The organism is Pseudonocardia acidicola (assembly GCF_012911935.1).
GTDB classification, from domain to species: Bacteria; Actinomycetota; Actinomycetes; order Mycobacteriales; family Pseudonocardiaceae; genus Pseudonocardia; species Pseudonocardia acidicola.
On record NZ_JAAXLA010000006.1, the window covers coordinates 135,923 to 150,486 of the forward strand.

At 70.7% G+C, this 14,564-nt stretch carries 13 protein-coding genes; 8 read left to right on the plus strand and 5 right to left on the minus strand.

Annotation, left to right across the window (positions count from 1 at the left end):
- The first annotated feature begins 193 nt into the window (after nt 1–193).
- Both gltB and HF526_RS05515 read left to right on the plus strand, forming a co-directional pair.
- Nucleotides 194–4,747 carry a glutamate synthase large subunit gene (gene gltB, locus HF526_RS05510; protein WP_211176790.1) on the plus strand — a complete coding sequence of 1,518 codons (4,554 nt, stop codon included), beginning with the start codon at nt 194–196 and terminating at the stop codon, nt 4,745–4,747.
- A complete protein-coding gene (locus HF526_RS05515; protein WP_169380149.1) occupies nt 4,740–6,194 on the plus strand; it encodes a glutamate synthase subunit beta in 1,455 nt (484 codons plus the stop codon). Before gltB ends, HF526_RS05515 begins: the two co-directional genes overlap by 8 nt.
- A gap of 64 nt (nt 6,195–6,258) precedes the next feature.
- On the opposite strand, the gene HF526_RS05520 is transcribed toward HF526_RS05515, so the two are convergent.
- Complete coding sequence (locus HF526_RS05520; protein ID WP_169380150.1) at nt 6,259–7,284, minus strand: cation diffusion facilitator family transporter; 1,026 nt, start codon at nt 7,282–7,284, stop codon at nt 6,259–6,261.
- A gap of 39 nt (nt 7,285–7,323) precedes the next feature.
- Here HF526_RS05520 and HF526_RS05525 point away from each other — a divergent pair, with 39 nt between their 5' ends.
- Complete coding sequence (locus tag HF526_RS05525) at nt 7,324–8,301, plus strand: alpha/beta fold hydrolase (RefSeq protein ID WP_169380151.1); 978 nt, start codon at nt 7,324–7,326, stop codon at nt 8,299–8,301.
- Nucleotides 8,302–8,652: 351 nt separating this feature from the next.
- On the opposite strand, the gene HF526_RS05530 is transcribed toward HF526_RS05525, so the two are convergent.
- Together HF526_RS05530 and HF526_RS05535 are read right to left on the minus strand one after the other, a co-directional pair.
- On the minus strand, nt 8,653–9,105 hold the full coding sequence (locus tag HF526_RS05530; RefSeq protein WP_420821590.1) for a nitroreductase family deazaflavin-dependent oxidoreductase: 453 nt from the start codon (nt 9,103–9,105) through the stop codon (nt 8,653–8,655).
- Nucleotides 9,106–9,216: 111 nt separating this feature from the next.
- Complete coding sequence (locus HF526_RS05535; protein WP_169380152.1) at nt 9,217–9,474, minus strand: hypothetical protein; 258 nt, start codon at nt 9,472–9,474, stop codon at nt 9,217–9,219.
- Between the two features lie 227 nt (nt 9,475–9,701).
- Between HF526_RS05535 and HF526_RS05540 the strand changes: the two genes are divergently transcribed.
- From HF526_RS05540 to HF526_RS05550, 3 genes are all read left to right on the plus strand, one after another.
- Nucleotides 9,702–10,298, plus strand: coding sequence for a DUF1697 domain-containing protein (locus HF526_RS05540; RefSeq protein WP_169380153.1), 597 nt, complete (start codon nt 9,702–9,704; stop codon nt 10,296–10,298).
- Nucleotides 10,299–10,368: 70 nt separating this feature from the next.
- Nucleotides 10,369–11,052, plus strand: coding sequence for an MEDS domain-containing protein (locus HF526_RS05545; RefSeq protein ID WP_169380154.1), 684 nt, complete (start codon nt 10,369–10,371; stop codon nt 11,050–11,052).
- A 66-nt stretch (nt 11,053–11,118) separates the two neighbouring features.
- A complete protein-coding gene (locus tag HF526_RS05550) occupies nt 11,119–11,532 on the plus strand; it encodes a hypothetical protein (RefSeq protein ID WP_169380155.1) in 414 nt (137 codons plus the stop codon).
- Between the two features lie 35 nt (nt 11,533–11,567).
- Here the strand turns inward: HF526_RS05550 and HF526_RS05555 are convergent, their stop codons facing one another.
- Nucleotides 11,568–12,323 carry a GAF and ANTAR domain-containing protein gene (locus HF526_RS05555; protein WP_169380156.1) on the minus strand — a complete coding sequence of 252 codons (756 nt, stop codon included), beginning with the start codon at nt 12,321–12,323 and terminating at the stop codon, nt 11,568–11,570.
- A complete protein-coding gene (locus HF526_RS05560; protein WP_169380157.1) occupies nt 12,320–13,063 on the minus strand; it encodes a GAF and ANTAR domain-containing protein in 744 nt (247 codons plus the stop codon). The genes HF526_RS05555 and HF526_RS05560 overlap by 4 nt, the downstream gene beginning before the upstream one ends.
- Nucleotides 13,064–13,401: 338 nt before the next feature.
- On the opposite strand from HF526_RS05560, the gene HF526_RS05565 reads away from it, so the two are divergent.
- Both HF526_RS05565 and HF526_RS05570 read left to right on the plus strand, forming a co-directional pair.
- Nucleotides 13,402–13,830 (plus strand): ATP-binding protein, encoded by a 429-nt coding sequence (locus tag HF526_RS05565; protein WP_169380158.1) that lies wholly within the window; start codon nt 13,402–13,404, stop codon nt 13,828–13,830.
- Nucleotides 13,831–14,185: 355 nt separating this feature from the next.
- Nucleotides 14,186–14,404: a hypothetical protein gene (locus HF526_RS05570; protein WP_239028317.1), complete on the plus strand. Its 219-nt coding sequence runs from the start codon at nt 14,186–14,188 to the stop codon at nt 14,402–14,404.
- The last annotated feature ends 160 nt before the right edge of the window (nt 14,405–14,564 follow it).

The window sequence follows — 14,564 nt, forward strand, 5'->3', positions numbered from 1 at the left end:
CCTCATCATGGCGTTCGGCCGTCACGCATTAGTCCGAGGCAACACCCGGGCCGGACGACAAGTCCAGCCCGGTGCATCCGACCGGACGAGTCACAGCGTCCCGCCGGGAGCGTCGGATACTCTGTTTGGAACCATTAGGTCCACGTCGTCCCGATGCGATCGTCGGGGTGCACCGAGACGACAGGAGGAGCTGTTGGCTGCGATCAGCGACCAGGCGGACACGTCGCAGGGCCTGTACGCCCCTGAGTACGAGCATGACGCCTGCGGTGTCGCCATGGTCGCCGACCTGGCCGGTCGGCGCGACCACGGCATCGTCCAGAAAGCTCTTACCGCGCTGCTGCGCCTGGAGCACCGCGGCGCCCGCGGCAGCGAGATCAACACCGGCGACGGTGCGGGCATCCTGATCCAGGTACCTGACGCGTTCTTCAGGGACATCGTCGACTTCGAGCTCCCCGTTACCGGTGCCTACGCGGTCGGCACCGCGTTCCTGCCGCGGGACCGCGCCGAGGCGGACGCGGCCGTCGAGCGGATCAACGCGCTCGCCGCCGAGGAGAACCTCCGCGTGCTCGGCTGGCGCGAGCTGCCCACCGACCCGGAGAAGGCCGACCTCGGCCCCACCGCGCTGGCGGCGATGCCGAGCTTCCGGCAGCTGTTCGTCGCGGGCATCGAGGAGGGCGAGGACGCGCCGACCGGCATCGACCTCGAGCGGCGCACGTTCTGCCTGCGCAAGCGCGTCGAGCACACGACCGGCGTCTACTTCCCCAGCTTGTCCCCGCGGACCATCGTCTACAAGGGGATGCTCGCCGAGCCGCAGGTCGAGGCGTTCTACCCGGACCTGTCCGACGAGCGCGTGACGAGCGCGCTGGCCGTGGTGCACTCCCGGTTCTCCACGAACACGTTCCCGGCGTGGCCGCTGGCCCACCCCTACCGCTACGTCGCGCACAACGGTGAGATCAACACGCTGCGCGGCAACCGGAACTGGATGGCCGCCCGCGAGGCGCTGCTGGAGTCCGACGTGCTGCCGGGCGACCTGCAGCGGCTGACCCCGGTGGTCACCCCGGACGCGAGCGACTCGGCCACCTTCGACGAGGTGCTCGAGCTGCTGCACCTGGGTGGCCGCAGCCTCCCGCACGCGGTGCTGATGATGATCCCGGAGGCGTGGGAGAACCACGACGAGATGGATCCGGCCCGCCGCGCGTTCTACGAGTACCACTCCACGCTGATGGAGCCGTGGGACGGACCGGCGCTGGTCGCGTTCACCGACGGCACCGTGATCGGCGCCGTGCTCGACCGCAACGGCCTGCGCCCGGCCCGGTACTGGGTCACCGAGGACGGACTGGTCGTGCTGGCCTCCGAGGTCGGCGTGCTCGACGTCGACCCCTCGGCCGTGGTCCGCAAGGGCCGGCTCGAGCCCGGCCGGATGTTCCTGGTCGACACCGCCGCCGGCAAGATCGTCGACGACGACGAGATCAAGGGCCAGCTCGCCGCCGAGCACCCCTACGAGGACTGGCTGCACGCCGGCCTGATCCGGCTGGAGAACCTGCCCGAGCGCGACCGCGAGCAGATCGCGCACTCCGCGCTCACCCACCGCCAGCAGTCCTTCGGCTACACCGAGGAGGAGCTCAACGTCCTGCTCCGGCCGATGGCGGTCTCCGGTGCGGAGCCGATCGGCTCGATGGGCAACGACGCGCCGCTGGCGGCGATCTCCGAGCGGCCCCGGCAGCTGTTCGACTACTTCACCCAGCTGTTCGCCCAGGTCACCAACCCGCCGCTGGACGCCATCCGCGAGGAGCTGGTGACCTCGCTGCAGTCGCAGCTCGGCCCGGAGCGCAACCTGCTCTCGGCGAGCCCGCACAACTGCCGCACGATCGTGGTCCCGTTCCCGGTGCTCGGCAACGACGACCTCGCCAAGATCATCCACATCAACGACGACGGCGAGTTCCCCGGCTTCGCCTCGTACACCGTCAAGGGCCTGTTCACGGCGGCCGAGGGCGGCGCGGGCCTGGTCAACCGGCTCGAGGAGATCAAGGCCGAGGTCACCCGGGCCATCGAGGACGGCGCCCGGCTGATCGTGCTGTCCCAGCGCGGGGTCGACGCCGAGCACGCGCCGATCCCGTCGCTGCTGCTCACCGGCGCGGTGCACCACCACCTGGTGCGCGAGCGCACCCGCACCCGGGTCGGGCTGATCGTCGAGTCCGGCGACGCCCGCGAGGTGCACCACGTCGCGCTGCTCATCGGTTTCGGCGCGGCCGCGGTCAACCCGTACCTGGCCATGGCCACCGTCGAGGACCTCGCCGACCGCGGCGACATCCCCGGCGTGGACGCCAAGACCGCGGCGAAGAACCTGGTCAAGGCGCTGGGCAAGGGCGTGCGCAAGACCATGTCGAAGATCGGCGTCTCGACCGTCGCGTCCTACACCGGCGCGCAGATCTTCGAGGCGATCGGGCTCGGCGAGGAGGTCATCGACACCTGCTTCACCGGCACCACGTCCCGGCTGGGCGGCGTCGGCTTCGACGTCCTCGCCGAGGAGGTCCTGCGCCATCACCGGCGGGCGTTCCCGGCCGACGAGGTGCGCGCCAGCCACCGCGCCCTGGCCGTGGGCGGCGAGTACCAGTGGCGCCGCGAGGGCGAGCTGCACCTGTTCAACCCGCAGACCGTCTTCAAGCTGCAGCACTCCACCCGCTCGGGCCGCTACGAGATCTTCAAGGAGTACACCCGGGCGGTCGACGACCAGGCCGAGCGGCTGATGACGCTGCGCGGGCTGTTCCGCTTCAAGGAGGGCGTGCGCCCGCCGGTGCCGATCGACGAGGTCGAGCCGGTCGAGTCGATCGTCAAGCGGTTCGCCACCGGCGCCATCTCCTACGGCTCGATCTCCCAGGAGATGCACGAGACGCTCGCCATCGCCATGAATCGGCTCGGCGGCAAGTCGAACACCGGTGAGGGCGGCGAGGACGCCGACCGCTTCACCCCGGACGCCAACGGCGACTCCCGGCGCAGCGCGATCAAGCAGGTGGCCTCCGGCCGCTTCGGCGTGACCAGCGAGTACCTGGTCAACGCCGACGACCTGCAGATCAAGATCTCGCAGGGCGCCAAGCCGGGCGAGGGCGGTCAGCTGCCGGGCGGCAAGGTCTACCCGTGGATCGCCAAGACCCGGTACTCCACGCCGGGCGTCGGGCTGATCTCCCCGCCGCCGCACCACGACATCTACTCGATCGAGGACATCAAGCAGCTCATCCACGACCTGAAGAACGCCAACCCGGCCGCGCGCGTGCACGTCAAGCTCGTGTCGCAGGTCGGCGTCGGCACGGTCGCGGCGGGCGTGGCGAAGGCGCACTCCGACGTCGTGCTCATCTCCGGGCACGACGGCGGCACCGGCGCCTCGCCGTTGAGCTCGATCAAGCACGCCGGTGGTCCGTGGGAGCTCGGCCTGGCCGAGACCCAGCAGACGCTGCTGGCCAACAACCTGCGCGACCGGATCGTCGTGCAGGCCGACGGCCAGCTCAAGACCGGCCGCGACGTCGTCATCGCGGCTCTGCTCGGGGCCGAGGAGTTCGGCTTCGCGACCGCGCCGCTGGTGGTCTCGGGCTGCATCATGATGCGGGTCTGCCATCTCGACACCTGCCCGGTCGGCGTCGCCACCCAGAACCCGGAGCTGCGCAAGCGCTTCGACGGGCGGCCCGAGTACGTCGTCAACTTCATGCGGTTCGTGGCCGAGGAGGTCCGGGAGTACCTGGCCCAGCTCGGGTTCCGGACCCTGGAGGAGGCCGTCGGGCACGCCGAGATGCTCGACACCGGCAAGGCCGTGCAGCACTGGAAGACCGAGGGCCTGGACCTGCGGCCGATCTTCCATACCCCCGAGCTGCCGGCCGGCGCGGTCCGGCACCGCACCCGGAGCCAGGACCACGGCCTGGAGAAGGCGCTGGACAACACCATGATCCAGCTCGCCGAGGGCGCCCTGTCCTCCGGCGACAAGGTGCGGCTCGACCTGCCGGTGCGCAACGTCAACCGCACCGTCGGCACGATGCTGGGCTACGAGCTGACCAAGCGGTGGGGCGGCGAGGGCCTGCCCGACGACACCATCGACATCACGCTGTCCGGTTCAGCCGGCCAGTCGTTCGGTGCGTTCGTGCCCAGGGGCATCACCCTGCGGCTGGTCGGCGACGCGAACGACTTCTTCGGCAAGGGCCTGTCCGGCGGGCGGCTCACCCTGCGGCCCGACCCGTCGGCACCGTTCGTCGCCGAGGAGAACATCATCGCCGGCAACGTGATCCTCTACGGGGCCACGTCCGGTGAGGTGTTCATCCGCGGCGTGGTCGGCGAGCGGTTCTGCGTGCGCAACTCCGGCGCGCTGGCCGTCGTCGAGGGCGTGGGCGACCACGGCTGCGAGTACATGACCGGCGGCCGGGTCGTGGTGCTGGGCAAGATCGGCCGGAACTTCGCCGCGGGCATGTCCGGCGGCACGGCCTATGTGCTCGACCTGCCCGTACACCGGGTCAACCCGGAGATGGTCGACCTGGACCCGCTGGACGACGCCGACCGCGAGTTCCTGCGCACGGCGATCGAGAAGCACCACGCGGAGACCGACTCCGCGGTGGCGCACGCGCTGCTGACCGACTGGGACGTCGCGGTGGAGCGGTTCGGCAAGGTCATGCCGAAGGACTTCAAGCGGGTGCTGCAGGCCCGCGAGCAGGCCGAGAAGGACGGCCGTGACGTGAACGAGGCAATCATGGAGGCCGCGCATGGCTGATCCGAAGGGCTTCCTCACCACTCCCCGGGAGACCCCGAATCGACGCCCCGTCGACCTGCGCCTGATGGACTGGCGCGAGGTCTACGAGGACTTCTCCCGTGAGGACCTGGAGAAGCAGGCCGGGCGCTGCATGAACTGCGGCATCCCGTTCTGTCATCAGGGCTGCCCGCTGGGCAACCTGATCCCGGAGTGGAACGACCTGGTCTGGCGGCAGGACTGGCGCGAGGCCACCGAGCGGTTGCACGCGACCAACAACTTCCCGGAGTTCACCGGGACGCTGTGCCCGGCACCGTGCGAGGCCGCCTGCGTGCTCGCCATCAACAGCGACGCCGTCACGATCAAGCAGGTCGAGGTCGAGATCGTCGACCGGGCCTGGGACGAGGGCTGGGTCACCCCGCAGCGGCCCGAGGCCAAGACGGGCAAGAAGGTCGCTGTGGTCGGCTCCGGCCCGGCCGGTCTGGCCGCCGCCCAGCAGCTCACCCGGGTCGGGCACGACGTCGTGGTCTTCGAGCGCGCCGACCGGATCGGCGGGCTGCTGCGCTACGGCATCCCCGAGTTCAAGATGGAGAAGGCCCGCCTCGACCGGCGCCTGGCGCAGATGCGCGACGAGGGCACGCTGTTCCGGGCGTCGGTGGACGTCGGGGTGGACGTGACCGTGGAGCAGCTGCGGGAGGACTTCGACGCCGTGGTGCTCGCCGGCGGGGCCACCGCCTGGCGCGACATCCCGGTGCCGGGCCGCGAGCTCGAGGGCATCTACCAGGCCATGGAGTTCCTGCCGTGGGCCAACCACGTGCAGCAGGGCGACATCGACGCCCCGCCCGTCACGGCCGAGGGCAAGCACGTCGTGATCATCGGTGGCGGTGACACCGGGGCCGACTGCCTCGGCACCTCGCACCGGCAGGGCGCCGCGTCGGTGACCCAGCTGGAGATCATGCCGACGCCGCCGGAGCACCGCACCGAGAACATGCCCTGGCCGACCTACCCGATGGTCTACCGGGTGTCCTCGGCGCACGAGGAGGGTGGCGAGCGGCTGTACTCGGTCAACACCACCGAGTTCGTCGACGACGGCACCGGCAAGGTCGCGGCGCTGCGGCTGGTGGAGGTCTCCCGCGATGCGGGCGGCACGTTCGTCCCCGTCGAGGGCACCGGGCGGGAGATCCCGGCCGACCTCGTGCTGCTGGCGATGGGCTTCGTCGGGCCGGAGAAGGGCAAGCTGCTCGCCGACCTGGGCGTGGAGCTCGACGAGCGCGGCAACGTCGCTCGCGACCAGAACTACATGACCAGCGTCGAGGGCGTCTTCGCGGCCGGTGACATGGGCCGCGGCCAGTCGCTGATCGTGTGGGCGATCGCCGAGGGCCGGGCCGCTGCGGCGGGTGTCGACAAGCACCTCACCGGGCGGACGGTGCTCCCCCGCCCGATCAACCCGACCGACCGGCAGATCGCGTAGCCGGCCGGCGTCCCGCGGGCCCCCGACGACACGTCGTCGGGGGCCCGCTGCGTCTGCGTACCGATCAGCCGGCGCGGCCCCAGCCCTCCGCGCCGCTGCCGTAGCGCTCCAGCACGCGGGCCCGCATCCGCGGGTCGTTGCGCGGTACCGGCTCCAGGAAGATCTCGTCGAGGTCGGAGAACTCCGCGCGCAGCTGCTCGTCGATGTCCACGCACGTGCGCTCGAGGTCGGCCGCGGTGAGCGCGTCGCAGAAGTCGAGCCGCGCGCAGACAAGCACCCGGTCGGTGCCGGTCATCATCGTCAGCAGGTCGACGACCTGCTCCACCTCGGGCCGGGCGGCCAGCCGGTCCCGCACGGCGAGCACGAGCCTACGATCGGCCTGCCGGCCGACCAGCAATCCCAGATTGGTCCGCCCCAGCACGTAGGCGACGCCGCTGAGCAGCACCCCGATCAGCAGCGATGCCAGGCCGTCCCAGAACGCCGAGCCGGTGAACTGATGCAGGCCGACCCCCGCGAAGGCCAGCAGCAGGCCGATCAGGGCCGCGGTGTCCTCGTAGAACACCGATGTCACGGTCGGATCGTCGGTCGTGCGCAGCCACACCCGCATCGACTGCCCCTCGGCGCGCGCCTCCGCCCGGATCTGCCGGACCGCCCGGCTCAGGGAGGCCGCCTCCAGCACGAACGACAGGGCCAGCACGAGGTAGGCGACCACCGGCAGGGTCTGCTCCGCCTCGCCGCCGAACATCACGCGGACGCCCTCGATGATCGCGAACACGGCACCGGAGACGAAGATGCTGACCGCGGCGATGAGCGACCAGAAGAACCTCTCCTTGCCGTAGCCGAAGGGATGGCGCCGGTCGGCCTTGCGCCCGGACCGGTGCAGTGCAGTGAGCAGCAACCCCTCGGTCGCGGTGTCGGCCGCCGAGTGCGCGGCCTCGGCGAACATCGCCGCCGAGCCGGTGAGGATGCCGGCGACCAGTTTGAGCAACCCGATCCCGAGATTCGCGCCCAGCGCGACGAGCACGGTCAGGGTGCTCTCACCATCCTGTCTCTCGGTGTCGCCGCGCTTGTCGTCATCGCCGTCCGGCATGTATCGAGCCTAGGCCTGTGGCGCGTAGGTTCGGCCGCGATGAACGAGACGGCACCGAACGCGATCGTCCACCGCACCGTCGAGGTGAACGGGGTCCGGCTGCACCTCGCGGAGGCCGGCCCCGCCGACGGGCCGACCGTGCTGCTGCTGCACGGCTTCCCCGAGTGCTGGTACTCCTGGCGCCATCAGCTCGCTGCGCTGGCCGCGGACGGCTACCACGTCGTCGCCCCGGACCAGCGTGGCTACGCCCGCAGCGAGGCCCCCGTGGCCGTCGACGCGTACACCATCCTGCACCTGGCCGGCGACGCCGTCGGGGTGCTCGACGCGGTGAGCGCCGAACAGGCCGTGGTGGTCGGGCACGACTGGGGCGCCCCGGTGGCCTGGCACACCGCCCTGTTGCGCCCGGACCGGGTGCGTGGTGTCGTCGGGTTGAGCGTGCCGTTCGTGGGGCGCAGCCGGCAGCCTCCGCTGCCGGCGCTGGCGCGGCGGTTCGGCGGCACGTACTACCAGCTGTACTTCCAGATCCCCGGCGTGGCCGACGCCGAACTGGGCGCCGACCCGCGGGCGACGCTGCGCCGGCTGCTGTCCCGGGCCTCCGGCGGGCAGGTACCGCCGGACGCGTCGGTGCCGGCCGGTGGCGGGTTCCTCGATCTCTGCCCGGAGCCCGGCTCGCTACCCGGCTGGCTCACCGAGGCCGACCTCGACGTCTACGAGCGCGAGTACCGCGGCGCCGGTTTCACCGGCGGACTGAACTGGTACCGCAACATCGCCCGCAACTGGGAGCTGACCGCGCCCTGGCAGGGCGCCGCGGTCACGCCCCCGGCGCTGTACCTGGCCGGCGAGGACGATCTCGTGGTGGCCGGCACCGAGCCGGACGCGATCGTCGGGGCGTTGACGAGCGCCGTGACCGACCTGCGTGGCGCCACGTTCCTGCCCGGCTGCGGACACTGGACCCAACAGGAACGCCCCGCAGAGATCAACACAGCCCTGCTGAACTTCATGGCGTCACTGAAGTGAGCATGCGATCACCGAACGTCACCGAACGATCGGTGACCGGTGTACGCAGTTCGGCCGGCGGAAGCTACCACCCGGTAGGACCAGACATGATCTCGATCACCGGTCACAGACGCGGAAGGTCCACTCGACGGTGAGCGCGCACAACCCGCAACTCCCGGGCCGCCCGCGCGTTGTCCGGATTGACCGGGGCCGGCGGAACGGGGAGCCTCCGCCGGCACCGGTTGATCCATCTTCGGGCGCGCACCGGGCGGACGGCCGGCACCGGTGCCCGCGACGACGACCTCGAATGGCAGCCCCACGTCGCCCAGGTGACCCCCGAGCACGTGCGGGCCGACGTCGCCAGGCGGTCGCCTACCTCGACGACAGCCTGAACACGGGATAACCGGGCGCGATCCGGCGAAGCTCGGCGTCGGAGGCGTCGGCGTCGACGCCGGCGAAGAACACTCCGACCTCGAACTTCCAGCGCCGCAGGTAGGCGCGCAGCACGGCCGGCTTCTCGTCGTCTCCGAGCTCGGTAGCCGTGAAGGACTCAGCACGACGGCCGAGCCGCAGCTCACCGCCACCGGCCGCCCGCAGGTTGCGCACCCACTGGGTGTGTCCGCGGGGGGCGACGAGGTAGCGCTCGCCGTCGTGGGTGAGCAGGTTGACCGGGACCGTCCGCCACTCGCCGCTGACGCGGCCGCGGACGGCGAGGATCCGGCTGCCCCAGACGCCGATTCCGAGGCGGGTCAGGCCGGCGACGGCCTGGTTGAACAGGTTGGTGCTGCGGCCGGGGGCGACGTAGCGGGACGCTGTGTTCACGATGACCTCCCCTGCTCGCGAGAGCAGTGTTCTCGATAAGGAGCAGTGAACAGCATCCTGCGACGGACGTCAAGAGCAGTGCTCTCGTTTTTGACGGCCGTTCTGCCCGCCGCATCAGTCCTCGACGGGGACCAGCTCGAACGCGTCGTCGCCGATCCAGACCCGCAGCCCCTCGGCGTCCTCGGTGATGTAGCCGTCCTCTTCCTCGCCCAACTCCCGGGAAGCCCCGAGGGCCAGCGCGCTCAGCTCCACACGTCCCTCCCCGAGATCCCGCGGCCGGTACTCGCGGGCCAGCCGGGCGGTGCGGCTCTCGGTGGCCAGCCAGTTGGCGTTCTCCGGGCCGACCTCGGCCACCCAGTGTTGATCGCGCATTCCGGGATTATGCGGCGCCAACGCAGAGAAAGCCCCACGTGACACCGGGTGGGGAACGCAGGATCGGCGCGACCCGCAGGACACGAATGCGCAGTCGACGTGACGGCACACAGGGTGACGGACCCGGGGCCTGAGGTCGCGAGGAACACCCTCAGTGGCCACCGGGCCAGCCGCAACCGTGACCGCACCGGCATCCGGAGCAACCGATCACGTACTACCCTTCCTCGATGCCCGGCTATGTGGCGTTGCTGCGCGGGATCAACGTCGGCGGCAACAAGAAGGTCGCCATGGCCGACCTGCGGGAGCTGCTGGCCGGCCTCGGTTTCACCGGCGTGCGCACCCACCTGCAGAGCGGCAACGCCGTGTTCGGCACCCGGGCCACGACACCGGACCGGCTGGCCGGGCGCATCGAGCAGGCCGTCTCCCGGTCGTTCGGCATCGACGTGCGCTGCCTGGTGCGGACGGCCGCCGAGATGCGCGCAGTGGTCGACGGGCACCCGTTGGCCGAGGTGGCCGGCAACGGCTCCCGCATGATGGCGCTGTTCCTCTCGGCCGCCCCGGAGCCGGCGCTGGTGGTTGCGCACGACCCCGTCGTACTCGATCCGGAGCGGACCCGGATCGGCGATCGGGTGATCTACCAGTGGTGCCCGGACGGCGTACTGAAGGCACCCGACGTCGCGGGGTTCGTCATGAAGAACTGGCGGGTCGCAGTGACCGGGCGCAACTGGAACACCGTCACCGCGCTCGCCGAACTCCTCGAGGCCGGGACCGGCGGGACTGAGGGCCCTGGTCCTTCCGGGCGGAATCGCCCGGGCCCGGACTGACCCGCCGGGCTCAGGTGGGAGGCGGAAGGGGTGGTTAACGTCCTCCCCTCATCGGAAAGGGGTGGTGGCGATGACGCCTGCCGTCAACAGGTCCGAGCCGGGTCCGGTCGCCACGATCGCCGGGCTGCCGCTCAACCCCCACGATCACTTGTGCGTGCTCTACCGCGGCGAATCCCAGCGCGACGAGTTGATGGTCGACTTCCTGGCCGAGGGCGTGGAGGCGGGACACAAGTGCTACTGCATGATCGCGCCCACCGAGCACGGGTGGATCGCGTCGGCCGTCTCGGAGCGCGGCGGGGCGGATGCGGCGCCGGACGACGACGCCGCGGAGATCGGCGAGCTCGAGTTCACCGAGCCCAGTGGAAGCCACCTGCAGACCGGGGGGTTCGCCTCGGAACGGATGCTCAAATTCTGGGACGACTGGGGGGTCAGGACCTACGAGCAGCAACACCGGACCTTCGCCCGGATCGGAGCCGACATGAGCTGGGCGAAGCCCCTCATCGCCCCCGACTTCATCGAGGACCTGGCCCGCTACGAGTCGCGGTTCAATCTGTGGTCCAGCCACTACCCGCAGGTCACGGCCTGCATGTACGACCTGGACAAGTTCGGGGGTGAGGTGGTCGTCCCGGTGATCATGGTGCATCCGAAGGTGTGGATGGACGGCATCGTGCTGGAGAACCCCTACTACCTGGACAGCGAGTACCTCCTCGCGGACGAGATCGGGCCGCTGACCGGCGAGAAGCCCGAGGAATGAGGTCGCAGGGCTCACGATCCCACCCTGGTCCTGGCCGACCCGACGACGCAGGCGTAGGGAGGATGCGTGGCCGATGAACTGCGCCGTGGTCACCACCATTCCGGATCGGACGAGCGCCCCTTCTGGACCCGCGCCCGTATCGACCACCGTGGCCTGAACACCATCAGCATCCTCGCCTACGCGGTCGCGCAGCGGTGGGTGCCGGAGCAGGCGGCCCGCCGGTTCAGCTCCGCCACGAACGCGGCCGCCGCAACGGTGGTGGAAGCGGGCGCAGCGACGCTGGACATGTGGGAGGAACCCGGCCGGCTCGTCTGCCAGATCGTCCGGGGCGCCGGTGACCCGGGCAGCGGCCCCCACCGGCGTGGTAGCGCGTCCGCCGGTGGGTTCTGCGAGCACGAGCCGGCGTGTTGCAGCGCGTCCGTCTGCGACATCACGGTGTACCAGGACCGGGACGAGGCGATCGTCCGGATGGCTGTGTGACGCGTGGGTCCGGCGCTGCCGGATGGGGTGCCGGGTTACGCCGGGTTGCCTCGAGGGACGGGGCGGAGCAGGGCGTCGGCGGTCGTCGTGCCGTCGACGACGCTGCGGGCGACGTCGCTGAGGCGCTGGTTGGTGGAGCGGGCATGGTCGCGGAGCAGATCGAAGGTGCGGGCCAGATCGAGTCGGCCGCGTTCGGCGAGGACGCCCTTGGCCTGTTCGATGATCACCCGGCTGTTCAGGGCGCTCTGCAGCTGCTCGGCAAGGACCTCGTGGTGGCGGATGGCGCGTTCCTGCAGGATGCCGATGGTCGCCACATCGGCCAGCGCCTGGGCGATGCGCAGGTTGTCCGCCGAGAGCGCACCGGGTTGGATGCCGAACAGGTTGAGCGCGCCGATGGTCTCCGAGCGCAGCCGCAGCGGCAGCGCGTACACCGAGCGGTAGCCCGTTTCGACGGTGTGTGCGCTGAATCGGGGCCAGTCGGTGACGTCGCGCAGGTCGGGCGCGGTGACCTGCCGGCTGCCGCGGAAGCAGTCCAGGCAGGGTCCTTCATCGGTCTGCAGTTGGAACAGCTCCACCAGCTGGGCTTGTTCGTCCGAGGACGACACCACCTGCAGACTGCCCCGCTGGTCGGAGAGCAGCAGGGCGGCCGCGTCGGCCGGGAGCAGCTCGACGCAGTTGAGGGTGAGCTGATGGAGCAGGTCGATCACGTCGTAGTCGGCGACCAGGGTGTCGGCCAGGGTGACGAAGGCCCTCGCGAGCGCCCGCTCGCGGCTGCTCTGCTCGGAGCTCATTGCATCTCCTCGTGGAATCTCAGCCGCCGTGCGACCACATCACGGGCCACCTCGAGAATGGGCCGATCGTGCGCGAAGGCGTGGGCCCGTAGCGCGCTGAGCGCCATCTCCGGCGTTACCTGCATCTGCTCGATGATCATCCCGGTGGCTTGGTAGATCTCGGTGCGGCGCAGTGGCGACCCCATCAGCCAGCCGTGCGGGTCGGCTCGGCGCGCGCCGTCGGCCGCACCGTCCACTTTCCCCCCACTGCGCATGCCGAGCAATGCCCACAAGGCTGCGTCGGCGGCCCGGAGCGCACCGTTCAACTCGTCGGGCTCCAGCAGCCCCGGGGTGTCCCGGTAGAGGTCGAGGACGCCGACGGTGATCGCGCCGGCCTGCAGGGGCAGTACGAACAACGCCCGCACCGGGGTCCGGCGCGCGGCGGCGGCGAAGACCGGCCACCGACCGTCGACCTGTTCGGTCGGATCGGTCAGATCGGCGACCAGGACCGGGCGACGCACGGTGAACGCCTCCACACACGGGCCCTCCCCGACGGCGAACTGCAGCTCGTCGAGCTGGCGGGCCACCTCGTCACTGACCCAGATGGGTTCCTGGCGATCCGCGCCGGCCATCATGGTGATCGCGGCCCGGGTCACCGGCAGCGCCGCCATACAGGCCTCGCAGATCCGTCGCGGCGCCTCGGGACCACCCTCGGCCACGATCGCGGCCAGGTCATCCGCCAGCGCACCGAGATCAGCCATCCGGACCGCGCCCGGTCCTGGCCGCCGGGATCCGGCACACGGGCCAGCACCCCATGCCGCACGCCCCTCTCCGCCATCACGTGCATGCGGACGCTGCACGGCCGCGTCGATGCAGGCCAGGGTCCTCGTACCTCACCGCAGCGGGTCGGGCGGCCCCTGGACCCGGAATCGGCCGCTCACCGACGAAAGGTTCCGTTCCGCTCGGTACCGGTCCGCTGCTACATTTGGCTCGCTACTCCAGACCCCGGTAGCCGCCGTTGCCTACTCGGAGCACAGCGCGCCTACGGGGTGTCTCCATGGCTCATTCACCAGCGGGCGCCGTTCACACCGGTGCCATCATGTCTGACGCCGTCGAGTACGCGGGGTTCGCCCGCCGGATCTGGTCCGCCGATCCGTACAACCTGGCGGCGATCCGCTTCGAGGTGCACCGCTGGCTGCAGGCACTTCCCATGACCGAGGACGTCGTGGGCGACGTCGTCCTGGCCGTGAACGAAGCGGCGACGAACTCCATCGAACACGCCTATCGCCCGCTCACCGAGCAGAGCACCGTCGAACTCATGTTCTGGGTCGACGACGATGTCGTCCACATCGCGATCAGCGATCACGGACGCTGGCGCCCCAGGCCGGCGCATCCCGGCGGAAGGGGCAACGGGATCACCCTCATGCTGCGACTCGTCGAATCGGTCGTCATCGACCACGACGCCGGCGGCACCCGGGTCCTCCTTCGCCATCCGCTGACCGATGAGCCGGCCCTGGCGACCGGCTGACCAGCACGGCGGGCCGGGCGATGGCGCGCGGGAACTCGACCGGGGGCTCGACATCGTCCTCGCCGGGCCGCGGTCGACTGCCCGCACCGACGGCGCCGGGGGTGTAGCGTCGGGCCGTCGAGAGCATCCGGCGCCGGCACTCGAGCGGATGTCGCGATCGCAGCACCACCCACGACCGCGAAGGTCATCGAGCGGCCTCGGCTGACACTCCGATCGAGCACGAAGCCGGCCCTGCTCGCCGGGCCGGTGGTACGACGGATCGTATCGATCATGTGATCGACGACCTCACGATCCGCGCCACCACTCCACGCCGACCGATCCGATTCGCCGCGGTCGGGCTCGGAGGAGGAACGACATGATGCTGGAGAGACCGACACGCACCGCGCACGAGCAGAGTGAGTTCGCCCGAGCACGCGCCGCAGAGAAGCTCCGCCACACGGTCGAGAACCGGAAGGCGGCACGGATCGTCGCCAACCAGGCGTTGGATGCCCAGGACTGCATGCGCCTGTTGTCGATGCTCGGGCTGGAGCCCGCCGACGAGGACATGGACGACCCAGGGCGCCCGTACGCATAGCTCGGCCTGCGGGCCCGGGAGCATCCGATCGCCGCACATGTGATCATCTGCCTGGCCCCGGGCAGCCCGGCGGGCTCCGCCGGCCCGCCCCTCGGATATACTTTTCTTCTCGCCCTGGACCCCGGCGTCATCGGCTGTCCGCGCCTACCCGCGGACGCAG